General features: G+C 62.8%; 21 protein-coding genes and 1 riboswitch. Of the genes, 6 read left to right on the top strand and 15 right to left on the bottom strand.

What is annotated here, in order from left to right; all coding sequences use genetic code 11:
- Nucleotides 1-57: 57 nt before the first annotated feature.
- From IB265_RS21345 to IB265_RS21305, 9 genes are all read right to left on the bottom strand, one after another.
- Nucleotides 58-1,074 (bottom strand): aldose epimerase family protein, encoded by a 1,017-nt coding sequence (locus IB265_RS21345; RefSeq protein ID WP_057254943.1) that lies wholly within the window; start codon nt 1,072-1,074, stop codon nt 58-60.
- Between the two features lie 160 nt (nt 1,075-1,234).
- On the bottom strand, nt 1,235-2,419 hold the full coding sequence (locus IB265_RS21340) for a VWA domain-containing protein (protein ID WP_057254944.1): 1,185 nt from the start codon (nt 2,417-2,419) through the stop codon (nt 1,235-1,237).
- A 3-nt stretch (nt 2,420-2,422) separates the two neighbouring features.
- Nucleotides 2,423-3,355, bottom strand: coding sequence for a homoserine O-succinyltransferase (metA, locus tag IB265_RS21335; RefSeq protein ID WP_057254945.1), 933 nt, complete (start codon nt 3,353-3,355; stop codon nt 2,423-2,425).
- Nucleotides 3,356-3,416: 61 nt separating this feature from the next.
- Nucleotides 3,417-3,494, bottom strand: a riboswitch (SAM riboswitch).
- A gap of 227 nt (nt 3,495-3,721) precedes the next feature.
- The gene (locus IB265_RS21330) at nt 3,722-4,174 is read right to left on the bottom strand and encodes an NUDIX domain-containing protein (protein ID WP_057254946.1); all 453 of its coding nucleotides are present in this window, start codon (nt 4,172-4,174) and stop codon (nt 3,722-3,724) included.
- Complete coding sequence (locus tag IB265_RS21325) at nt 4,171-5,010, bottom strand: MoxR family ATPase (RefSeq protein ID WP_057254947.1); 840 nt, start codon at nt 5,008-5,010, stop codon at nt 4,171-4,173. Before IB265_RS21325 ends, IB265_RS21330 begins: the two co-directional genes overlap by 4 nt.
- Before the next feature lie 112 nt (nt 5,011-5,122).
- Nucleotides 5,123-5,503: a RidA family protein gene (locus IB265_RS21320; RefSeq protein ID WP_057254948.1), complete on the bottom strand. Its 381-nt coding sequence runs from the start codon at nt 5,501-5,503 to the stop codon at nt 5,123-5,125.
- An 8-nt stretch (nt 5,504-5,511) separates the two neighbouring features.
- Nucleotides 5,512-6,117: a 3-isopropylmalate dehydratase small subunit gene (leuD, locus tag IB265_RS21315; protein WP_057254949.1), complete on the bottom strand. Its 606-nt coding sequence runs from the start codon at nt 6,115-6,117 to the stop codon at nt 5,512-5,514.
- Nucleotides 6,118-6,271: 154 nt separating this feature from the next.
- Entirely contained in the window at nt 6,272-6,703 is a 432-nt protein-coding gene (locus tag IB265_RS21310) for a glyoxalase/bleomycin resistance/extradiol dioxygenase family protein (protein ID WP_057254950.1), read from the bottom strand.
- A gap of 188 nt (nt 6,704-6,891) precedes the next feature.
- The gene (locus tag IB265_RS21305; protein WP_057254951.1) at nt 6,892-7,146 is read right to left on the bottom strand and encodes a hypothetical protein; all 255 of its coding nucleotides are present in this window, start codon (nt 7,144-7,146) and stop codon (nt 6,892-6,894) included.
- A 125-nt stretch (nt 7,147-7,271) separates the two neighbouring features.
- Between IB265_RS21305 and IB265_RS21300 the strand changes: the two genes are divergently transcribed.
- Together IB265_RS21300 and IB265_RS21295 are read left to right on the top strand one after the other, a co-directional pair.
- Nucleotides 7,272-8,177: a CoA ester lyase gene (locus IB265_RS21300; RefSeq protein ID WP_057254952.1), complete on the top strand. Its 906-nt coding sequence runs from the start codon at nt 7,272-7,274 to the stop codon at nt 8,175-8,177.
- Nucleotides 8,174-8,380 (top strand): DUF1737 domain-containing protein, encoded by a 207-nt coding sequence (locus IB265_RS21295; protein WP_057254953.1) that lies wholly within the window; start codon nt 8,174-8,176, stop codon nt 8,378-8,380. The genes IB265_RS21300 and IB265_RS21295 overlap by 4 nt, the downstream gene beginning before the upstream one ends.
- Before the next feature lie 222 nt (nt 8,381-8,602).
- Here the strand turns inward: IB265_RS21295 and IB265_RS21290 are convergent, their stop codons facing one another.
- Nucleotides 8,603-9,037 (bottom strand): metallopeptidase family protein, encoded by a 435-nt coding sequence (locus IB265_RS21290; RefSeq protein ID WP_057254954.1) that lies wholly within the window; start codon nt 9,035-9,037, stop codon nt 8,603-8,605.
- Nucleotides 9,038-10,005: 968 nt separating this feature from the next.
- On the opposite strand from IB265_RS21290, the gene IB265_RS21285 reads away from it, so the two are divergent.
- Both IB265_RS21285 and IB265_RS21280 read left to right on the top strand, forming a co-directional pair.
- Nucleotides 10,006-11,628 (top strand): DNA polymerase Y family protein, encoded by a 1,623-nt coding sequence (locus tag IB265_RS21285; RefSeq protein WP_156414738.1) that lies wholly within the window; start codon nt 10,006-10,008, stop codon nt 11,626-11,628.
- Complete coding sequence (locus tag IB265_RS21280) at nt 11,625-14,984, top strand: error-prone DNA polymerase (RefSeq protein WP_057254957.1); 3,360 nt, start codon at nt 11,625-11,627, stop codon at nt 14,982-14,984. Before IB265_RS21285 ends, IB265_RS21280 begins: the two co-directional genes overlap by 4 nt.
- Before the next feature lie 298 nt (nt 14,985-15,282).
- On the opposite strand, the gene IB265_RS37800 is transcribed toward IB265_RS21280, so the two are convergent.
- Nucleotides 15,283-15,507, bottom strand: a complete 225-nt coding sequence (locus tag IB265_RS37800; protein ID WP_244495724.1) for a hypothetical protein — start codon at nt 15,505-15,507, stop codon at nt 15,283-15,285.
- Between IB265_RS37800 and IB265_RS21275 the strand changes: the two genes are divergently transcribed.
- Nucleotides 15,406-15,666 (top strand): (2Fe-2S)-binding protein, encoded by a 261-nt coding sequence (locus IB265_RS21275; RefSeq protein ID WP_245295996.1) that lies wholly within the window; start codon nt 15,406-15,408, stop codon nt 15,664-15,666. The two genes, IB265_RS37800 and IB265_RS21275, sit on opposite strands and share 102 nt — an antisense overlap.
- Entirely contained in the window at nt 15,632-16,123 is a 492-nt protein-coding gene (gene bfr, locus IB265_RS21270) for a bacterioferritin (RefSeq protein WP_034802698.1), read from the top strand. Before IB265_RS21275 ends, bfr begins: the two co-directional genes overlap by 35 nt.
- A gap of 87 nt (nt 16,124-16,210) precedes the next feature.
- Here bfr and IB265_RS21265 read toward each other — a convergent pair whose 3' ends face one another.
- From IB265_RS21265 to IB265_RS21250, 4 genes are all read right to left on the bottom strand, one after another.
- Nucleotides 16,211-16,738: an RNA pyrophosphohydrolase gene (locus IB265_RS21265; protein WP_057254959.1), complete on the bottom strand. Its 528-nt coding sequence runs from the start codon at nt 16,736-16,738 to the stop codon at nt 16,211-16,213.
- A 52-nt stretch (nt 16,739-16,790) separates the two neighbouring features.
- Nucleotides 16,791-17,999 carry a divergent polysaccharide deacetylase family protein gene (locus IB265_RS21260; RefSeq protein ID WP_057254960.1) on the bottom strand — a complete coding sequence of 403 codons (1,209 nt, stop codon included), beginning with the start codon at nt 17,997-17,999 and terminating at the stop codon, nt 16,791-16,793.
- Between the two features lie 352 nt (nt 18,000-18,351).
- Complete coding sequence (locus IB265_RS21255; RefSeq protein WP_057254961.1) at nt 18,352-19,674, bottom strand: S41 family peptidase; 1,323 nt, start codon at nt 19,672-19,674, stop codon at nt 18,352-18,354.
- Entirely contained in the window at nt 19,664-21,061 is a 1,398-nt protein-coding gene (locus tag IB265_RS21250; RefSeq protein ID WP_057255096.1) for a murein hydrolase activator EnvC, read from the bottom strand. Before IB265_RS21250 ends, IB265_RS21255 begins: the two co-directional genes overlap by 11 nt.
- Nucleotides 21,062-21,191 lie beyond the last annotated feature (130 nt).

Genomic DNA, 21,191 nt, shown 5'->3' with positions numbered 1-21,191 from the left:
TGGAACGTTCGCCGTCCCTTCCCTTGTCGCTAGAGATCGTCGACACCCGCGCGCCACTCAGCTCTTCATGAAGACGTAGTCCGTCTCCTGCCGGCGGATCTCACCGGTGCGCAGTACCGCGTTCGGGAAGCCGGCATGGTTGATGGCGTCCGGCCAGATCTGCGTTTCCAGGCAGAAACCGGCAAATGCGCCGTAGCGGCGTCCCTCGAGGCCGGGGACGGGGATGTCGAGCTTTGCGCCGGTATAGAGCTGCACACCAGGCTCGGTCGTCAGCACTTCGAGCGTGACGCCGGAATTGATGCTGCGGGCAAGCGCCACCGAATGTTTCGCCATGGGCTCGTTCGAAAGGCAGAAATTGTGGTCGTAGCTGATGCGTTCACCTTCGGTCTGGCGACGCATCGACGTCATTTCGCGGAGATCGAAGGCGGTGCCCTCGACCGCACGGATCTCGCCCGTCGGCACCTGGCGTTCGTTGGTCGGCAGGTAGTGGTCGGCGGCGATCATGATGTCGTGTCCGAGCGCGTCGACAGTGCCGTCGAGATTGAAGTAGCTGTGCTGGCAGACATTGGCGAGCGTCGGCCGGTCGGTCTCGCTCTCGTAGACGACGCTCAAGACGCCGCCGGGCTTCAGCGCGTAGGTGCAAGTGACCTTGCAGTTGCCGGGATAGCCGGCGCGTCCATCCGGATCGGTAATGGTGAGCGTCACGCTATCAGGCGTCTGGCGGACGATCGTCCAGTTGCGCTTGCCGATATTGTCGCTGCCGCCGTGCAGGTGGGTGACACCCTTCTCGTTCAGTTCGAGCTGGTAGGTCTCACCGTCGAGCGTGAAGCGCCCGTCGGCGATCCGGTTGGCGCAGCGCCCCGGTGTCGCGCCGAGATAGGGCGAATGGGCGAGATAGCTTTCGAGATCGGCGAAACCGAGCACCAATGGCGGCTCATGGCCTTCCAGGCGCAGGTCCTGGATCACCGAGCCCCAGGTCAAGACATGGGCGGTGAGGCCGCCACCGGAGAGCACCATACGATGGACCGGCTCGCCGGACGGCAGATGGCCGAAGATTTCCGTGTTCTGATGCATGTTCACCGCTGGCTCCCTCTTCGCGACCGCAGCAACCTGCGTCATTTCCAAAGGCACGGCAACCGGAAAATCATACTAAATGGGGCCTTGCTTCGTCTCTGGCCTGAGGGCAAAAACGTCTAGCTATTCAAGGTGCTACAGCGACCTCTCTGCGGTCATGTCAGCGCGATAGCTGCTTGGTGGCATCCTGCAGGCCGGCGAGCGTCAAAGGGAACATCCGCCCCTCGAACAGGCTCTTCACCATGCCGATCGACTGGGTGTAGCCCCAGTGCTGTTCGGGCACGGGATTGATCCAGATCGAACGCGGAAAATGCGCTGTCATGCGCGAAAGCCAGAGTGCGCCTGCCTCGTCGTTCCAATGTTCGACCGAGCCGCCGGGATGGCTGATCTCATAGGGGCTCATCGACGCGTCGCCGACGAAGATGGCGCGATAGTCGCCGCCATAGGTGCGCAGCACTTCGGTGGTGCGGGTGATGTCGACGCGGCGGCGACGATTGTCCTTCCACAGACCCTCATAGACACAGTTGTGGAAGTAGAAATGCTCCATATGGCGGAACTCGCCGCGGGCGGCTGAAAACAGTTCCTCGACGATGCGGATGTGATCGTCCATCGAGCCGCCGATATCGAAGAACATCAGCAGCTTGACCGCATTGCGGCGTTCGGGCCGCGTCACCACGTCGAGATAGCCGTGCTCGGCGGTGGCACGGATCGTGCCGGAAAGGTCGAGTTCGTCAGCCGCCCCCTGGCGCACCCAGCGCCTGAGCCTTTTCAGCGCCACCTTGATGTTGCGGGTGCCGAGTTCGACCGTGTCATCATAATCCCTGAACTCGCGCCGGTCCCAGACCTTGACGGCGCGGCGGTGGCGCGACTGGTCCTGGCCGATCCTGACCCCTTCGGGATTGTAGCCATAGGCGCCGAAGGGGGAGGTGCCGGCGGTGCCGATCCATTTCGAGCCGCCCTGATGCCGGCCTTGCTGCTCCCGAAGCCGTTGGCGCAGGGTCTCCATCAGCTTGTCGAAGCCCCCGAGGGATTCGATCAGGCGCTTTTCTTCCTCGGTCAGGTGTTTTTCGGCGAGCTTGCGCAGCCAGTCCTCGGGGATGACGGCCTCTTCGCCCGTCTCCATGGGATTGACCGCCTCGAGCCCGGAGAAGCAGTGCTGGAACACCCGGTCGAAGCGGTCGATATGGCGCTCGTCCTTCACCAGCGCCGTGCGCGCCAGGAAGTAGAAGGCTTCGACATCGAATGTGGCGATGCCCGCCTCCATCCCCTCGATCAGCGACAGGAATTCCCGGAGCGTCACCGGAACTTTCGCCGCTTTGAGTTCGAGGAAGAAGGGGATGAACATCGGTCAGTCCTGGCTTTCTCCGGTGCCGATCTCTGCGAGATCATAGGGCGTCGTCTGGTACATCTCGTTGATCCAGTTGCCGAAGAAGAGGTGCGCATGGCTGCGCCAGCGGTTCTGCGGCGGCAGGGTCGAATCGTTGTGCGGGAAATAGTCGTGCGGCATCTTGATCGGCACGCCTGCGTCCACGTCGCGAAAATATTCGTCCGACAGCGAGGTCGAATCATACTCCACGTGGTTGAACATGTAGAGCCGGTTGCCCTTTTTCTCGTGCACGAGGCAGACGCCCATCTCCTTCGATTCCATCAGGATTTCGAGGCTGGGCACCTTGTCGATGTCGGCACGCCTGACCTCGGTCCAACGCGAGACGGGGACGGCGAAGTCGTCGGAGAAGCCGTTGAGATAGACCGACGAGCGATTGAGGTTCTGGTGGCGGTAGACGCCGAAGGCCTTCTCGTTCAGCGGATACTTCGGCACGTCGTGGAAATGGTAGATCGCCGCCATCGCCCCCCAGCAGACGTTGAGCGTCGAATGCACGTTGGTCTCCGTCCAGTCGAGGATGCGCTTCAATTCGTCCCAATAGGTGACGTCCTCGTATTCGAGCGTCTCGACCGGCGCGCCGGTGATGATGAAGCCGTCGAACTTGCGGCCCTTCACCTCGTCCCAGGTCTCGTAGAAAGAAAGCAGGTGATCTTCCGAGGTGTTCTTCGCCCGGTGGGCGCCGATGCGTACCAGCGACAATTCCACCTGCAGCGGCGAGGCGCCGATCAGGCGCGCCATCTGGATCTCGGTCTTGATCTTGTTCGGCATGAGGTTCAGGAGCCCGATCTGGAGCGGGCGGATATCCTGACGGATCGCCACGGTCTCGGTCATCACCCGCACACCCTCATGCACGAGGGTTTCGAAAGCGGGCAGCGTATCGGGAATCTTGATGGGCATGGGCTTCCACTCGATCAATACAAAAAAACCGGCGGCGATTGATCGCGACCGGTCCTCGGAAATCCAACTTTCCTCGGCCCTTTAGCGACTTGTTTAACGTGGCTGCAAGCCGGCCGGCCAAATCACCACGAGGAATTTGATAGCGCGACTGGGGCGCGGGGGTCAAGAAAAACGATTCGGGCGGTCGGGCGGCCTCTCATCCCGCTGCCGCGACCTTCTCCCCGCAGGCGGGGAGAAGGGAGCTTGTGGCACCCGCTCGCGCCTCCCAGGGGCCGATCATTTCCGTTCCAGAAAGAAGCCCGGACATCATTGTCTCGCGGCGACCGTCGCCATTTCCGTCCCCTCTCCCCGGCTGCGGGGAGAGGGCTAGGGTGAGGGGCAACTTCCGTGCGTGTGAAGATAATCTAGGCCGTCCTGCATGCCGTATCCGAGCCGACGGCTAGCCTCGTCTAAGCCGAGCCAGAAGAAGCGAAAGCGGATCGGCGCACCACCGCCAAAGGGCGTCATTTCATGGTGCAGCCAGGTTTTCTGTTGCTCGCCGGCAAGGGCGATATGAAAATAGTGCCGGCGATGGCAGATGGTCTGGCCTTCCTTCCGGAAGGAGTAGTCCTTCGTGACGAGATGGGTGAGGGCCCGCGATGGCGTCAGCCCGGTCTCTTCCACGAATTCCCGCAAGGCGGCAGCTTCAGGGCTTTCGCCCGGCTCCATCGTGCCGCCGGGTACCTGCAACTCGATTTCGGGAAAGTCCGGCTCGTCGAAGACCAGCAGGTGGTCCTGCCAGGTGGCGTAGATCAGGACCTTGTGGGCGTCCGGCCTCATCCGTCGCGGCGCGCCATGAAGGCCAGGCGCTCGAAGAGATGCACGTCCTGCTCGTTCTTCAACAGCGCCCCGTGCAGCTTCGGCAGCATGGTCTTGGCGTCGACGCGGAGGTCGGCCGGATCGACCTCGTCGGCGACAAGCAGGCGGATCCAGTCGAGCGCTTCGGAGGTGGACGGCTTCTTCTTGAGGCCCGGCACCTGGCGGATGTCGTAGAAGGCGGCAAGGGCCGCAGATAGCAGCGTTTTGCGGATGCCGGGATAGTGCACCTCGACGATGCGCGCGAGCGTTTCGGCATCGGGGAAGCGGATATAGTGGAAGAAGCAGCGACGCAGGAAGGCGTCCGGCAGTTCCTTCTCGTTGTTGGAGGTGATGATGACGATCGGCCGGTGACGGGCGCCGATCATCTCGCCGGTCTCGTAGACATGGAATTCCATGCGGTCGAGTTCCTGCAAGAGGTCGTTCGGAAACTCGATGTCGGCCTTGTCGATCTCGTCGATCAGAAGCACCACGCGACGGTCGGCCTCGAAGGCCTGCCAGAGCTTGCCCTTGCGGATATAGTTCCTGACCTCGTTGACGCGCTCGTCGCCGAGTTGGCTGTCGCGCAGGCGCGACACGGCATCATACTCGTAAAGGCCCTGCTGCGCCTTGGTCGTCGACTTGACGCTCCATTCGATCAGATCGAGGCCAAGGGCAGCGGCAATCTGGCGGGCAAGCTCGGTCTTGCCGGTGCCGGGTTCACCCTTGACGAGCAGCGGCCGCTCCAGCCGGATCGCAGCATTGACGGCGATCATCAGGTCCTTGTCGGCGATGTAATCTGCGGTGCCTTCGAATTGCATAATCGTCTTCCGGTTCAGCATAGGTCTAGCAGGCGGTGTCCATGGACTATCGCATATTGGCCAAAATCGGAATCGATTTGAGAAGAGATGGCGTTAGCAGAAAAGCTCGGTCTCAGCCGCGGAGGGCGGTGACTTCGATCTCGATCAGCATTTCCGGGCGGATCAGATCGCAGACGATCATGGTTGCGGCCGGACGGATCTCGCCGAAGACTTCGCCGAAGATCGGGAACACCCGGTCGGCGAAGCTGGCATCGGTGACGTAGTAGTGATTGCGCACCACGTCTTTAAGCGAGAAGCCCGCTTCCTTCAGTGCGCCCTCGATCGTCTTCAGGCAATTGCGCGCCTGCTCTTCCACCGTTTCGGGCATGGTCATGGTGGCATAGTCGTAGCCGGTCGTGCCGGAGACGAAGCACCAGTCGCCCATCGCGACGGCACGCGAATAGCCTGCCGTCTTTTCGAAGGGCGAACCCGAAGAGATGAGCTTGCGCGCCATGTCTCGCTTTAAGCCCAGGGGCGCGAGGCGCCGACCGTCTTCTCGAAGCTGTCGATCGCGGTTGCCTTTTCCAGCGTCAGGCCGATATCGTCGAGGCCGTTCAGCAGGCAGTGGCGCTTGAAGGCATCGACCTCGAACTTGACCGAGCCGCCGTCCGGGCCGGTGATTTCCTGGGATTCCAGGTCGACCGAGAGGATGGCGTTGGAGCCGCGCGAAGCGTCGTCCATCAGCTTGTCGAGGTCGGCCTGGCTGACGACGATCGGCAGAATGCCGTTCTTAAAACAGTTGTTGTAGAAGATGTCGGCAAAGGACGTGGAGATCACGCAGCGGATGCCGAAGTCGAGCAGCGCCCAGGGGGCATGCTCGCGCGAGGAGCCGCAGCCGAAGTTGTCGCCGGCAACCAGGATCTTGGCGTTCTGGTAGGCGGGTTTGTTGAGCACGAAGTCCGGGTTGACCGAGCCATCCTCATTGTAGCGGGCTTCGGCGAAAAGACCCTTGCCTAGGCCGGTGCGCTTGATCGTCTTCAGGTAATCCTTCGGAATGATCATGTCCGTGTCGATGTTGACGACGGGGAGGGGGGCGGCGACACCGGTGAGCTTGACGAATTTTTCCATAACTTCAGGCCTTCGATTTCAGAAGAATGTTGCGCTAGCGTTTAGATGAGTTTTGCGCCGAAATGAAGGAAAATCTATCCAAACACGCTTCGCCGGGCGGGTGAAAATGCCCGCCCGGTGAAAGCTTCGCCCGGATTTCGATTGTCGGGAAGCCTCAGCCTGCCTTCACCGGGCTGTTCATGGCCCAGAGAACGCCGAAGGGATCGCGGAGCTGGCCGTAGCGGTCGCCCCAGAACATCACCTCGATCGGCATCACCACCTCGGCGCCGGCGGCAACGGCGCGGTCCCACCAGGCATCGATGTCCTCGACGGTGAGCGTCAAGGTAAAGGCCTGCGGCTTTTCCAGCGGATGGCCATATTCCGGATAGGCATCCGCCAGCATCAGCGAGCTGCCGTTGACGTAGAGATGGATGTGCATCGTCCGGCCCTGCTCGTCGAGCGGATGCCGGTTGACCTCCTTGGCGCCGAAGGCGCGCTGGTAGAATTCGGATGCCTTGGCGGCGCCATCGACCTGAAGATAGGGCAGAAGCCCGTTCAGGACCGGTGCCGGCTGCTTCGTTTCGGTTTGCTGCGTCTCAGTGTCCATGTCGTTCTCCATCCTGTTCGAAGAGCCAGGACCGTGCTGGCCTGCCTCAAGGACGGACATGGAGCGATGGATCCGACACGGGGATGGAAAAATTTCGCAGCCGGCTGAATGGCAGCTCTCGAGAAACAGCAAAAGGCTTCGAGCCGATTACGGATCGGCCCGATTGCGGATCACTACGATCGCCGGGATCAGAGGTCGATGATCGTGCCGCGACCGTCGTTCCAGATGCGCATCTCGCGCTGGCCGTGGGCGGCAGCGGCGGCGGCCGGACGGGCGGTGGCGCGGGCCGGCCTGAGGTTCAGCCGGGCGGCAATCGCGCTGCCGATCACGACGACGGCGGCGATGCCGGCCAGTGCCAGCGCCAGCGAGGCGGTCAGAACGAAGGCCGCAAACGTGATGGTCAGGGCTGCGGCCGTGAAGAGAACAGAGCGAATGCTTTGCATAATCGTCACCTTTCTGATGGCGATGTGGGGGCTCCTCCCCGCACTTGCAAGAGGCGGCTTTGCGAAAGGGGTGCGGCGGTTCGCCTCGTCTTGCGGAACGAGGCAAAGGCGGGCACAACTGAAACATGAGCAAATCGATCGAACATCACCCGGTGCGCCTGCGTCGCTCGGTGCTATCGGTGCCGGCCGACAATGCCCGCGCGCTTGCCAAGGTCGCTGAACTCGCGACCGATGCCGCGATCTTCGATCTCGAGGATGCGGTTGCGCCTGAGCGCAAGATGGAAGCACGCGAGGCGCTGGTTCGGCATCTGACGACGAACCGGCCGGATTGTGAGATCGTCATCCGCATCAATGCGCTCGGTTCCGGCTTTGGCCAGGACGATCTCGCCGCGGTGCTTGCGGCGAAGCCCGACGCCATTCTTCTGCCGAAGGTCGAAAGCCCGGCGGATATCCAGGCGGCGGCCGACTGGCTGGCCGAAAACGATGCGCCGGAGACGCTGCGTCTCTGGGCGATGATCGAGACGCCGCGCGGTGTCATCAACGCGCCTCTTATCGCCGAGACCGGCCGCACCTTCGGCGGCCGGCTCGATTGTTTCGTCGTTGGTCTCAACGACCTGCGCAAGGACACCGGCGTTCCGGATCGCCCCGGCCGTCCCTATCTGATCCCCTGGCTGATGCAGATCCTGCTGGCGGCGCGCGGCGGCGGGCTCGACGTCATCGACGCCGTGTTCAACGATTTTCGCGACGCTGATGGATTCGACGAGGAATGCCGGCAGGGCCGCGACATGGGCTATGACGGCAAGATGCTGATCCACCCGGCCCAGATCGGCCCGGCGAACGAACGTTTCGGCGTCGAGCAGATCGCCGTCGACGAGGCGCGCGCGATCATCGCTGCCTTTGCGCTCTCGGAAAACGCCGGCAAGGGCGTCATCAATCTCAACGGACGGATGGTCGAGCGGCTGCACCTCGATCAGGCCGTGATGCTCGCCGCCAAGGCGGATCTCATCGAAAAACGAAAGACAAGATCTTGAAACTCTATCGCTTCCTGACCGGTCCCGACGACGCTTCCTTCTGTCACAAGGTGACGGCAGCGCTGAACCAGGGCTGGAGCCTGCACGGCTCGCCCACCTATGCCTTCAATGCCGATACGCAGCACATGCAGTGCGGCCAGGCGGTGTTCAAGGAGGTCGAGGGCAAGGATTACACCCCGGATATCAAGCTGTCGGAACAGTAGTCGAGGCTGTTTGCCGTCGTGCAAGTTTGCCCCTCACCCTAACCCTCTCCCCGCAGGCGGGGCGAGGGGACGCGGTTGATGCTCGCAATCGGCGTGTGAGGCCTGTTTTCTGGTATCGGTTAACCCGTGCTCCGATTGGGATGCGAACGGTACCGCGAGTCTCCTTCGCCCCGCTTGCGGGGAGAAGGTGCCGGCAGGCGGATGAGGGGCAGATAAAACGGGTTAGCCGCCGACGTGCTCGACGCTGGCTTCGATCCGCTCCATGTCGTCGTCGGAAAGGCCGAAGTGATGGCCGATCTCATGGATCAGGACATGGGTGATGATGTCACCCAGCGTCTCCTCGTTCTCAGCCCAATAGTCGATGATCGGGCGGCGATAGAGGGTGATGCGGTTTGGAAACTGGCCGGTTTCCATGGTGAAGCGCTCGCTGATGCCACGGCCCTCGAAAAGGCCGAGCAGGTCGAAAGGCGTTTCCAGTGCCATGTCCTCGAAAATGTCGTCGCTCGGGAAGTCGGCAACTTCGATGATGAGGTCGGTCGTCAGCTGGCGGAATTCCTGCGGCAGGTGGCCGTAGGCTTCCAGTGCGAGCTGTTCAAAAGTGGTAAGCGTCGGTGCGTGGCGTTCCCGCCAATCATCGGTCTGGTCAATGCGGGCCATAGGCACTCCTTGTTGCCCTCCATATAGCGATTTTGCCAGTGTTTTTCGAGTGTTGAATTCCGCGGGCATGGGGACAGGAATAAATTCTTAGAATTGGCTGTTGACTCATTTAGGAAGCTCTGGAATCTAATAGAACATAACATGAACATTTATGATGGGAGTTGACCGTCATGGCCGACAAAGCCGTGGAGCGGGAGACGGTACTTTCGCTCCGAGAGACCATAGCCAGGATCGAAAACCGTCGGCTTCCGGGCGTCGTGCGCGCCGCCAAGGCGGCCGATCCCGGCGGCTTCCGTCAGCGCGAGGAAGATGAGCCTGGCCGTCGGGCGCTTGCGCTCGGGGTTGCGGATCTGGACACGCTTCTCGAAGGCGGCCTACCGCTCGAAGGCATGACGGAAATCCGCAATGCCGAGACGCGCGATGCCGGCGCTGCCGCCGGTTTTGCCGCGGCACTCAGCGTGCTCTGCCAGCAGGCGCGCCTGGAAAAAGGCGAGCCGGCAGCTCCGGTTCTCTGGATCAGCCAGTCGATGGCTTCCAACGAGGCGGGCCTGCCCTATGGATTGGGTCTCAAGGCCTATGGGCTCGATGTCCGCGGCCTCGTCTTCAGCCTGCCGCGCACGGTGAAGGACGCGCTCTGGATCGCCGAGGCGGCGCTTTCCGTCCCGAGCTTCTGTGCCGTCATCCTGGAAATTCGCGGCAATCCCGCAGCTCTTGCGCTCAGCGAGAGCCGGCGCCTGCATGTTCGCTCACGCGCGGGCCATGTTCCCTTCTGCTCCTGCGCCAGTCCGGGCACGAGGAGGCGAGCAGCGCCTTCTTCCGCTTCCTCGTCGAGCCGGCGCCGGCGCGCGAGCGTCCCCTACCGGATGGATCGATGCTTCGCGGCAGCATCGGCCATCCCGTCTTTCATGTCATCGCCGAGAAGAGCAGGGCTCCTGCGCCGCTCGGCTTCCTGCTGGAGTGGAACCCCCATGACCGCCGCCTTTACCCCGTCGAGCCCCTACCAGCCGCTGCTGCGGCAGATCCAGAACCAGCGCATTCTGTCGCTCGCCTTTCCGCATCTCCCGGCCGATCGGGTCGCCCGCAAACGCTGGGGGAACTCGTGGCTTTCCCGCGGGCGTCCTGAGCATCCGCCTGTCGTCTTCGCTGACAAGGTGAAGAGCGCGATGCGCCTCGTCGCGCTCGACGGTTACGCCGAAAAAGCGGGTTTTCACATCGGCCAGGGTGTTGCCGAAGCCCGGGCCATGTGTCCCGAGATCGACGTGCTGCCGGCCGATCCCGCCGCCGATCGGGCCCTGCTCGAAGGGCTTGCGGATTGGTGTTGCCGCTATACGCCGCTCGTCGCGCTCGATGGCGACAGCGGCCTCTTTCTCGACATCACCGGCTGCGCCCATCTTCTCGGCGGGGAAAAGGCGCTGTTCGACGATCTGCTCGCCCGCCTCTTTCATCTGGGGGTCGAGGCCCGCGCGGCGATCTCCTCGTCCGCCGGGCTCTCCTGGGCGGTGGCGCGGTTCGGCTCCGACGGCATTCTTGCCCCGGACGAGGCGGCGCGGGTGCTGGCGCCGCTGCCGATGGCGGCGCTCCGGCTGCCGCGGGAGACGATCGAAACGCTTGGCCGGGTCGGGCTCAAGCAGGTCGGCGACATCGTCGAGGCGCCGCGCGCGCCGCTTGCCCGCCGGTTCGGCGCGACCCTGCTTCTGCGCCTCGATCAGGCGCTCGGGCGGGAGGATGAGCCACTGTCGCCGCGGTTGCCCGTCGCCGCCCTCTCAGTGGAGCGCCGTCTCGGCGAACCGGTCCAGGGCGAAGACGATATTCTCGGCTTGACGGAAGAGCTGGCGATGCGGCTGAAGCCGGAACTGGAAAAGCGTGGGCAGGGCGGGCGTCTGTTCGAGCTTCTGCTTTTCCGCGTCGATGGCGCGGTCTTCCGCATCGCCGCCGGCACGTCCTCGCCGCTCAACGAGCCGCGGCGCGTCGCCGGTCTCTTCCGTGAACGGCTGCAGGCGGTGCACGAGGATCTCGATGCCGGCTTCGGCTTCGAAATCCTCAGGCTCTCGGTGCCGAAGAGCGAAAAATACGAGGTGATGCAGGAGGATTTCTCCGGCACGCCGGATCGCGAGCGCCCGCTTGCGGCCTTTGCCGACCGGGTGATGGCAAGGTTCGGGGCGGAGAGCCTGCTGGTGCCGGCTCTTTCGGAAAGCCACGTGCCGGAGCGGGCGGCAAGCTTCCGCCCACTCACGGATCTCGCGCTCATGGGCAAGGCCGAGGCGCCTGCGCAAAACATTCCCGCGATCCTGCTTGCCGCGGCGGCTCGGCCGCAGCGGCTCTTTCCAAGCCCCGAGCCGGTGGAGGCGGTGGCCGAGGTGCCGGAGGGGCCGCCGAGAAGCTTCCGCTGGCGGCGCACGCTGCACCGCATCGCACGGGCCGAGGGGCCGGAGCGGATCGCCGGCGAGTGGTGGCTCGACGGCGAGCCGGCGATGGAGCGCGATTATTTTCGGGTGGAAGACGAACGCGGCCGGCGGTTCTGGCTGTTTCGCGAGGGGCATTATGGTGCGAGCGCCCCGCCGCGCTGGTTCATGCATGGAGTCTTCGCATGAGCGACGCTGTCCCCTATTTCGAGATCGGCGCCTGGTCGAATTTCTCCTTCCTCGAAGGCGCGTCTCATCCGGGCGAGATGGTGGTTGCGGCGAGCCGTCTTAACATTGGCGGCCTTGGCATTGCTGACCGCAATACGGTTGCCGGCGTGGTGCGCGCGCATGCGCAGGCCAAGGTGGAGAAATACGCCTTTCAGCCCGGCGCGCGGCTCTCCTTTGCGGAGGACCTGCCCGACGTGCTCGCCTATCCCTGCAATCGCCGCGGCTGGGGCAATCTCTGCCGGATGCTGAGTGCTGGAAACCTGCGCGCCAAGAAGGGCACCTGCACGCTCTATGAAGCCGATCTCGTCGAGTGGGGCGAGGACCTGTTGCTCGTCGTGCTGCCGGATCCGGTGATCGGCGCGCCGGAGGCAACCCTGCTTGCCGATTTCCTCAGGCGGCTGAAGCCGCATTTTGCCGACCGGCTCTATCTGGCGCTGGTGCCGCGCTATGACGGCTTCGACCAGCTTGCCTTCGCCGGACTTGCGACCATTGCCCGCCATGCCGCGATCAAGCTCGTCGCCACCAACAGTCCGCTGTTTCATGTCGCCGCGCGACGGCCGCTCGCCGATGTCGTCACCGCCATCCGCGAGCATGTGACGATCGCGACCGCAGGCTACCGGTTGCATGCCAATGCCGAGCGGCATCTGAAGACGCCCGCCGAAATGGCGCGCATCTTCCGCGACTATCCGGAAGCGATCGCCAATACCGGGCATTTCTTCGGGAGGCTGAAGTTCTCGCTGTCGGATCTCGAATATCAGTATCCGGATGAAAGCATTCCGGGCGAGACGCCGACGCAGACCCTTAGGCGGCTGACGATGCAAGGCGCGCACGAGCGCTATCCCGAGGGCATTTCGCAGAAGGTTTCGACGCAGATCGAGTACGAGCTCGAGCTGATCGCCAGCAAGCGTTACGAGCCCTATTTCCTGACGGTGCGCAATATCATGCAGTTTGCGCGCAAGGCCGAAATCCTCTGCCAGGGCCGCGGCTCGGCGGCGAATTCCACCGTCTGTTACTGTCTGAGGATCACCGAAGTCGATCCGCTTTCGACCACCCTGCTCTTCGACCGCTTCCTCTCGACCGAGCGCGACGAGCCGCCGGATATCGACGTCGATTTCGAGCACGAGAAGCGGGAAGAGGTGATCCAGCATATCTACCGCACCTACGGCAAGGAGCATGCGGGGCTGACGGCCGCCGTCATCAGCTATCGGGCGCGCTCGGCCGGCCGCGAGACTGCCAAGGCTTTCGGGTTCTCAGAAGACGTGCAATCGGCGCTTGCCGGTTCGGTCTGGGGCTGGTCGGTCGCCGATCTCTCGGAGCGTGAGGCGCAGGCTGCCGGGCTCGATACGAAGGATCCGACGACGGTGAAGGTGCTCGACTATGCCACCGAACTGATGAGCTTCCCGCGCCATCTTTCGCAGCATGTCGGGGGCTTCGTTATTACCCGCGACCGGCTCGACGAGGTCGTGCCGATCATGAACACGGCAATGCCCGACCGCTACATGATCGAGTGGGACAAGGACGATCTCGACACGCTGAAGATCCTGAAGATCGACGTGTTGGCGCTCGGCATGCTCACCTGCATCGCCCGCGCCTTCGAGCTTCTCGACCGGCATTACGGCGAGCGGAAAAACCTGCACCAGCTCTTCAAGGATGAGCAGAAAGCCGTCTACGACATGATATGCCGCGCCGATACGATCGGCGTCTTCCAGATCGAAAGCCGGGCGCAGATGAGCATGCTGCCACGGCTGAAGCCGCGCATCTTCTATGATCTCGTCATCGAGGTGGCGATCGTCCGGCCCGGGCCGATCCAGGGCAACATGGTGCATCCCTATCTGAAGCGGCGCGAGCAGCGCGCACGCAATATCCCCATCGAATATCCAAGCCCTGAGCTGAAGGTCGTGCTGGAGCGGACGCTCGGCGTGCCGCTGTTCCAGGAGCAGGCGATGCAGATCGCCATCACCGCCGCCGGTTTCTCACCCAGTGAGGCCGATCGGCTGCGTCGCGCCATGGCGACCTTCAAGCGCACCGGCACCATCCATACCTTCCACGAGAAGATGATCGAAGGCATGGTCAAGAACAAATATCCGCGCGATTTCGCCGAGCGCTGCTTCAAGCAGATCGAAGGTTTCGGCGAATATGGCTTTCCCGAAAGTCATGCCGCGTCCTTCGCGCTCTTGGTCTATGTCTCGTCCTGGCTGAAGACCTATTATCCGGATGTCTTCTGTGCCGCCCTTCTGAACTCGCAGCCGATGGGCTTTTACGCGCCCGGGCAACTGGTGCGCGACGCGCGCGAGCATGGGGTCCGGGTGCGACCCGTCGACATCAATCATTCGGTCTGGGATGCCGATCTCGAAGACGGCGGCCTCGATAAGGGTGCCATCGAGCCGCGTCATCGCGAAATGGAGGACGTGATCAAGACTGACAAGGCGATGCGCCTCGGCTTCAATTCGATCAAGGGGCTGAACCAAGAAGAGATCGAGAAGAAACTCGTCGCCAACCGGGGTACCGGTTACGGGACGGTCCGTGACCTCTGGCTGCGCTCGGGTCTCTCCCGCTCCGCGCTCGAAAGGCTCGCCGATGCGGACGCTTTCCGTTCGATCGGGCTCGATCGCCGCAAGGCGCTCTGGGCGGTAAAGGCGCTGGACGAAAAGAGTGCTGCCGAAAGGCTGCCGCTCTTCGAAGGCGCGGCGAGGGCGGAATTGCGGCCGGAGCCAGCCATGATCCTGCCGGAGATGTTGCCGGGCGAGCAGGTGATCAACGATTATCGTTATCTCTCCTTCTCGCTCAAGGCGCATCCGGTCTCCTTCCTGCGAGAGACGCTTTCCGAACAGGGCATCGTCACCAGCCGCACGCTTGCGACCGCCCCGGTCGGGCGGCGGATAACCGTCGCCGGGTTGGTGCTCGTTCGCCAGCGTCCGGGCTCCGCCAAGGGCGTCATCTTCATGACGATCGAGGACGAAACCGGCGTTGCCAATGCGATCGTCTGGCCGAAGGTGTTTGCGACCTATCGCCCGGTGGTCATGGGCGCGCGGTTGGTCAAGATCCGCGGCCGGCTGCAGCGCGAAAGCAGCGTCATCCACGTGGTCGCCGAACACATCGAGGACATCACGCCGATGCTGGGACTGTTGCGCACGGAGGCGCGGCGGTTCGGCGCAAGCGACCGTGCCGATGAAGCGCTGAGGCCCACCGGCGACGCGCGCGAGAAGAAGGCGCAGGGCGATCTGCGCCTGGCCACGGTGCGGCGTTCCGGTGGCAGCCCGGAACAGACGACGGCCGAGGTGGCAGACGTGATGCCGAAGGGGCGCAATTTCCATTGAAGGGAGGGTCCGACCCTCGCTGCTTCAACGGGCAGCCGGGTGGGCCTTTCGAGGAAAAAGCAGATCAACTTACCTAGGTCCGGAACGGTCCGGATCATCATGTGTGAGGCCACAGTCGGGCTCTTCATAGTAGGGTAGCGCCTGCGGTGTGTAAAAATGTCGCAGGAAACGCGCGGCATGATCGACCTCTGGTTTACAAGAATAGTCGTTCACGTTTCTCTAAAATTCTGAAAAGACGAAGTTTTTTGTCAAGTTTAGAGTCGTTCTAATCGACCTGCAACTTCCGCTCGCGGAGTTTTTAGTTGACACTAAATGTCCTGTTTTGCTTTATGCGCTGATACAGGGCGTTGCGTACGACAGGCGAGACGACATGCTGGTTTGCAGCTGCAATTTCATCACGGAAAAAGAGATCGAGGATACGATCATCGGCCTCCTCGACGAGGACTGTTGGCAGCTGATCGTGCCGGCGAAAGTCTATCACGCGATGGAAAAGCGCGGCCGTTGCTGCGGTTGCTTCCCCAATGTCGTCGACATCATCATCCGCACCACCGAGCAATATCACGCGCACCGCGACTCGACGGACGCCGAGATATTTGATTTCATGACCCGCCTCAAACAATTCCATGAGGATAATCGGAGGGCGGATCTTGAAAGGCGACAAAAAAGTCATCGAGCAGCTTAACGAAGCGCTCTATCTCGAACTCGGTGCCGTCAACCAGTATTGGCTGCATTACCGCCTCCTCGAAGACTGGGGTTACACGCTTCTCGCCAAGAAGGAGCGCGCAGAATCCATCGAGGAGATGCAGCATGCCGACAAGCTCGTTGCGCGCATCATCTTCCTTGAAGGCCACCCCAACCTGCAGACGGTTGCGCCGTTGCGCATCGGCCAGAACGTCAAGGAAGTGCTGAAGGCCGACCTCGCCGGCGAATACGACGCCCGCACCGCCTACAAGAAATCACGCGACATCTGTCACGCCGCTGGAGACTATGTCTCCATGAAGCTCTTCGAAGAACTGCTCGCCGACGAAGAGGGCCACATCGACTTCCTGGAAACCCAGCTCGAGCTGCTCGACAAGATCGGCGAAGAGAAATACGGCCAGCTCAACGCTGCCCCGGCCAACGAGGCCGAAGCCGACTGAGTTCGGCGCAATATTTGAAAGAAAGGCCGGCGATCTCGCCGGCTTTTTTGTCAGTGAGAACTGCTGCGCACTTTTGCGCCACACGCCTTACGGCGCGAGATGCGCGAAGGCCGTGACGACCTCCTCGTAGACCTTGCGCTTGAACGGCACGATCAGTTCCGGCAGTTCGCGCATCGGTTTCCACTCCCAGGCGTCGAACTCCGGCTCATGCCCGCCCGGCGGCGGGTTGATGGCGATTTCGTTCTCCTCGCCCTCGAAGCGGAAGGCATACCAGCGTTGTGTCTGGCCGCGATACTTGCCCTTGAGACCGATGCCGATCAGGTGCTCGGGCAGATCGTAGTTGATCCAGCCGGGCGCTTCGGCGAGCAGCGACACTGTGCTCATGCCGGTTTCTTCGTAGAGTTCGCGATAGGCGGCCTTCAGCGGATCCTCACCCTTGTCGATGCCGCCCTGCGGCATCTGCCATTGCTGCGGCGAGCCATCATATTCGGAATTGCCGACGGCGATGCGATGTCCAGCCCAGACGAGACCCGCGCGGTTCAGCACCATGACCCCTACGCAAGGACGATAGGGAAGGTCCTCCGCTCTGAGTTGTTTGTCCTTGTCTTTGCTCATCGGCTGCCTCTTCTTTACAATCGTCAAATCATCCTGTCGGGATGGCTGTAACCTAGTTCTGTTGCGGATCCTTGACGAGCGCGGAAACGCCGACGATCTCGATGCCGCGCCCCTGTGCCTCGCCGATCCAGGAGGCAATCGCGCCGACGCTTTCGTCGAAGGCGGAGGCGACGCCGATGGCGGTGCCATTGCGGCGCGCAATGCGCTCGAGCTCGTCGAGCTTCTTCAGGATCGCGCTGCGGCTGAGCTCCGTGTCGAGTGTCAGGTCGGCAAAGCCATGCGGCACATCGAAGGCATCGGCGAGCTTGCCCGAGAGCGATTGCGCCGAGGTACCGTCGTCGAGGAACAGCAGGCCGCGCTTGCCGAGATCGCGCATGACCGGCTCCAGCGCATCGGCATCCGACAGGAAGCGGCCGCCGAGATAATTCATGATGCCGGTATAATTGGTGATCTCGGCGAGGTTGCGGTGCAGTTCGGTCAGGTTCTTCTTGGCGCCGAGACCGATGCGCAAGGCGTTGGGACCGGGATCATTGGCCGGATAGTCGAACGGCTCCATCGGCACCTGCAGCAGGATCTCATGGCCGCTTCGGCGTGCCTCCTGCATCCAGCGCTGCAGGCTGTTTCCGGCGGTAGCAAAGCCCAGCGTCACTTCGCCCGGCAGGTCGCGGATCGCCCTCTGCGTTCCGGTCTGGCTGAGGCCGAGACCGCCGACGACCAGCGCGATGCGGGTGCCGCGCGCGCCGGACCAGGGCCGCGCATATTGATCCATCGGGCGCAGCCCGTCCGGACCGGTGATCGGCAGGCGCCCGGCGGGGCTCTCTTCCAGGAGATCGTCATTGGGCATGGCCGCCATGCGCGGATCCTGGCCGCGGATCGGACCGACATTGATGAGGGCAGGGCCCTTGCCGTCGCGGCCGCGCGGCGAAAACGTGGTAACGGTGGAACCGTCATCGGTGAGCGTATGTTCGACGTCGGCGCCGGAATAGGCGGTCCCCGGCTTCATCGTTCCGCCTACGCCCGATTGGCCATTATCTGCCTTCGCTGGTTTCTCGTCGGTGCCCTTCGCACTCTCGCTCGCCGCTGTTTCGGTCTGACCGCGCTTCAGCCCATCAGGCGCAAGGGTGCCCCACAGCGACAGTCCGACGACCGACGCAATACAGAGACCGAGTAGAGAGAACCCGAGCATGCGTCGGGGATTGCGCTTCGCCGCTGGCTTTACCCGCCGGTTCTGGCCCAGGGGGGCATTGAGATCAGTTCCCAAACGGAGCCTCGGTCGATCTGTGCGATGTTGCCGCTTCTGCACGCCTGCCTATGATCATAGTCGATCAAAGGACAAAACACGCAGCAATTCAAAGTGCTGCAGCGACCTTCGCGCATCGAGCAGGACGCGCGGCGCTGCAGTGCGAGGCGGCGCTGAGACGCTTCGCCTGTTCTTCCCTTAGCGCGCCGGTGGTCTGAGAATCAGTGGCCGCGACAGCGCCTGTACCCCTATAATTTAGCGGTGTCGCGTTGACCAGTGCATCTGCCTAGGGCGGAGGATGCGCCTTACTGAAATGCAGAGCGCCGCGTGTTCTTTCGAACACGCGGCGCTCTCAATTGCATACCCTGCAGGCTTACTTCTTGAGCTGCGCCTGTTCCGGGTTGGCCGGGAAGGTCGGATCCGTCTTCTTGCCACGCAACAGGTCGAGTGCGTAGTTGAGCTGCAGGTCGTCCTTTGTTTCCGGCGGCACATAGGCGACCGAGCCCGAACCTTCGTCGGTCTCGCTCTGACCCTGGATGTGACCGCGCAGGTCGGATTCGCCCTGAGCCTCGACCTTGCCGAGCAGTTCCGGCGGCAGCGGCTGTTCGACCTTGATGTCGGGCGAGATGCCCGTGCCCTGGATCGATTTTCCCGACGGCGTGTAGTAGAGCGCCGTCGTCAGACGCAGCGCACCAGCTTCGCCGAGCGGGATGATCGTCTGGACCGAACCCTTGCCGAAGGAGCGCGTGCCGAGAACGGTTGCGCGCTTCAGATCCTGCAGGGCGCCGGCGACGATTTCCGAAGCGGAAGCCGAGCCGCCGTTGACGAGCACGATCACCGGCTTGCCATCGGTCAGGTCGCCCGGCGTCGCGTTGAAGCGGCGGGTTTCGTCCGGGTTGCGGCCGCGGGTCGAAACGACCTCGCCACGCTCCAGGAAGGCGTCGGAGACGTTGATCGCCTGGTCGAGCAGGCCACCCGGATTGAGGCGCAGGTCGAGCACATAGCCCTTGAGCTTGTCGGCCGGCACTTCCGCCTTGATCTTCTCGATGCCCTTCTTCAGGTCGTCATAGGTCTTCTCGGTGAAGGAGATGACGCGCAGGTAGCCGACGTCGCCTTCGGTGCGAACCTTGACGGCGCGAACGGCGATGACGTCGCGAACGATCGTCAGTTCGATCGGCTTGTCCGCACCCTTGCGCAGGATCGTCAGCTTGATCGGGGTGCCGACGGCGCCGCGCATCTTTTCAACGGCGTCTTCGAGCTTCAGGCCACGAACGTCCGCACCGTCAATCTTCGATATGAAGTCGCCGGCAAGCACGCCGGCGCGAGCCGCAGGCGTGTCGTCGATCGGGCTCGTCACCTTGACGAGGTCGTCTTCCATCGTGACTTCGATGCCGAGACCGCCGAACTCACCGCGGGTCTGGGTGCGCATGTCCTCGGCGTCGGCCGAGTTCATGTAGCTCGAATGCGGATCAAGCGAGGAGAGCATGCCATTGATGGCGTTCTCGATCAGCTTGTCGTCCTGCGGCGGCGTCACATATTGCGCGCGCACGCGTTCGAATACGTCGCCGAAAATTGCCAGTTCGCGATAGGTCGAGGTGTTGGCAGCGACGGCCGGAACGACAGCCGAATAAACCACGCCCATCGCGGTCGCGCCCATGAGCGCTCCGACCAGAACAAGTGAAGCCCTACGTATCATTTCGCGCCTTTCCAACCTCTGCTGCGGTCCACCACGGTCGGGAATCAACCGGTTTTCCGTCTTTTCGGAATTCAATGTAAAGCGTCGGCCGGTCCGTTTCCAGCGCCAAGGCCGCAGCACTTGCGACTCTTTTTGCGCCCATCGTCGCCAGCGGTTCACCCGCCACGACGAATTGTCCGGTCTGCACGCTCACCGTCTCCATGCCGGACAGCACCACATGGTAGCCGTCACCAGGATTGAGAATGATCATCTGCCCATAACTGCGGAAATTGCCTGCATAGACGATCCAGCCATCTGACGGCGCAGTCACCAGCGCGCCGGGATTGGTTTCCAGCATGATCCCTTGCAGGGAGTGCCCCGTGCCATCGGCATCACCAAACTTTCGCAAAAGCGATCCCGCGGCCGGATAGGCAAGCTTATTCCTCAGCTCCGAAAACACGTATGCTGGCGCAATGCGGTTTTTGTCGGGCACGGCATTGCGGGCCAACTCGCGTGCCGCTTCGCGCTCGGCCTCGCTCATGCGCAGGCGCTCTTGCTCCTGGGCGCGGGCTGCTTCTGCGGCCTCTCGAACAGAGGCGATCTGGCTTTCGAGCGAGCCGATCAGGCCCTGGAGATTGGTGGCCTGGCTGGCAAGTTCTTGCGCCTTGCGCTGCTCGGCGGCGAGCTCGCTGGCGCGCGACTGGCGCAGCTTCTCCTTTTCGGCGACCAGCATCGACATGCGGCGCTCTTCTTCGACATTGGCCGTCATCGTCGCGGTCAGCTCTTCACGCTGCCGGTCGATGCCAGCGCGAATGTCGGCCAATGCCTTGAGGTCGGCCACCAGGTTTTCGGTTTCCTTGCGAAGACCGGGTACGACGGCGCCGAGCAGAATGGCGCTTCGCACCGAGGACAGCGCATCCTCCGGCGTCACCAGGATCGCTGGCGGCGGGTTGCGTCCCATCCGCTGCAGCGCGGCGAGAACCTCAGCAAGTACCCCGCGGCGCGAGTGCAGGGACTTTCGGACGGCGTCCTCCTTGGTTCGCAGATCGCTCAGTTTCTTCTCGCCGTCGACGATCTGTTGCTCAAGACCCTGGCGCTTCTTGGCGGAATCGACGATCGCAGCGCGCAGCGTCTCGTTGGTCTTGTCGATCTCGGCGATGGTCTCGGTCAGCGCGTTGGCGCGCTCCTGCGACAGCGTGATGGTCTTCGAAAGCGCGTCGAGTTCGCTGCGCGTGTTGTTGCGGCGAAGGGTGAGGTCGGCGGCAGGATCGGGCGGCCCCTGTTCCTGGCCGGCCATCGAGGCGCCGGGCGGCGTGACCTCCTGGGCGCCGGCCGGCAGGCCGATCGCCAGCGCGAGCGCAAAGGCCGCCGCTTTACGGGCAAGCCGTCCTGCGTCGTCTCTTCCCATGCTGAAAGCGCTGGTCCTGCCTCGGCGCGTCATCGGTTCGCGTGCGTCCATCCGGAATTATGAAGAAAAAACCTAATCTGATTTGTCGCGCACGACCAAGCATATTCTCGTTATCGGTGCGTGTTGCCGG

It is taken from the genome of Ensifer sp. ENS10, assembly GCF_014852025.1.
Classification (GTDB): Bacteria; Pseudomonadota; Alphaproteobacteria; order Rhizobiales; family Rhizobiaceae; genus Ensifer.
Note: the sequence above shows the minus strand (reverse complement) of the source record. Positions and strands in the feature narration are given on the sequence as shown.

Bases quoted from the DNA above. Each gene is read 5' to 3' on its own strand.
- leuD (WP_057254949.1), bottom strand. From the start codon at position 6,117: ATGGAAAAATTCGTCAAGCTCACCGGTGTCGCCGCCCCCCTCCCCGTC.
- IB265_RS21325 (WP_057254947.1), bottom strand. From the start codon at position 5,010: ATGCAATTCGAAGGCACCGCAGATTACATCGCCGACAAGGACCTGATG.
- IB265_RS21265 (WP_057254959.1), bottom strand. From the start codon at position 16,738: ATGAGCAAAGACAAGGACAAACAACTCAGAGCGGAGGACCTTCCCTAT.
- IB265_RS21305 (WP_057254951.1), bottom strand. From the start codon at position 7,146: ATGCAAAGCATTCGCTCTGTTCTCTTCACGGCCGCAGCCCTGACCATC.
- IB265_RS21250 (WP_057255096.1), bottom strand. From the start codon at position 21,061: ATGGGAAGAGACGACGCAGGACGGCTTGCCCGTAAAGCGGCGGCCTTT.
- IB265_RS21320 (WP_057254948.1), bottom strand. From the start codon at position 5,503: ATGGCGCGCAAGCTCATCTCTTCGGGTTCGCCCTTCGAAAAGACGGCA.
- IB265_RS21280 (WP_057254957.1), top strand. From the start codon at position 11,625: ATGAGCGACGCTGTCCCCTATTTCGAGATCGGCGCCTGGTCGAATTTC.
- IB265_RS21255 (WP_057254961.1), bottom strand. From the start codon at position 19,674: ATGATACGTAGGGCTTCACTTGTTCTGGTCGGAGCGCTCATGGGCGCG.
- IB265_RS21285 (WP_156414738.1), top strand. From the start codon at position 10,006: ATGACCGCCGCCTTTACCCCGTCGAGCCCCTACCAGCCGCTGCTGCGG.
- IB265_RS21345 (WP_057254943.1), bottom strand. From the start codon at position 1,074: ATGCATCAGAACACGGAAATCTTCGGCCATCTGCCGTCCGGCGAGCCG.
- IB265_RS21310 (WP_057254950.1), bottom strand. From the start codon at position 6,703: ATGGACACTGAGACGCAGCAAACCGAAACGAAGCAGCCGGCACCGGTC.
- IB265_RS21300 (WP_057254952.1), top strand. From the start codon at position 7,272: ATGAGCAAATCGATCGAACATCACCCGGTGCGCCTGCGTCGCTCGGTG.
- IB265_RS21290 (WP_057254954.1), bottom strand. From the start codon at position 9,037: ATGGCCCGCATTGACCAGACCGATGATTGGCGGGAACGCCACGCACCG.
- metA (WP_057254945.1), bottom strand. From the start codon at position 3,355: ATGCCCATCAAGATTCCCGATACGCTGCCCGCTTTCGAAACCCTCGTG.
- IB265_RS21340 (WP_057254944.1), bottom strand. From the start codon at position 2,419: ATGTTCATCCCCTTCTTCCTCGAACTCAAAGCGGCGAAAGTTCCGGTG.
- IB265_RS21330 (WP_057254946.1), bottom strand. From the start codon at position 4,174: ATGAGGCCGGACGCCCACAAGGTCCTGATCTACGCCACCTGGCAGGAC.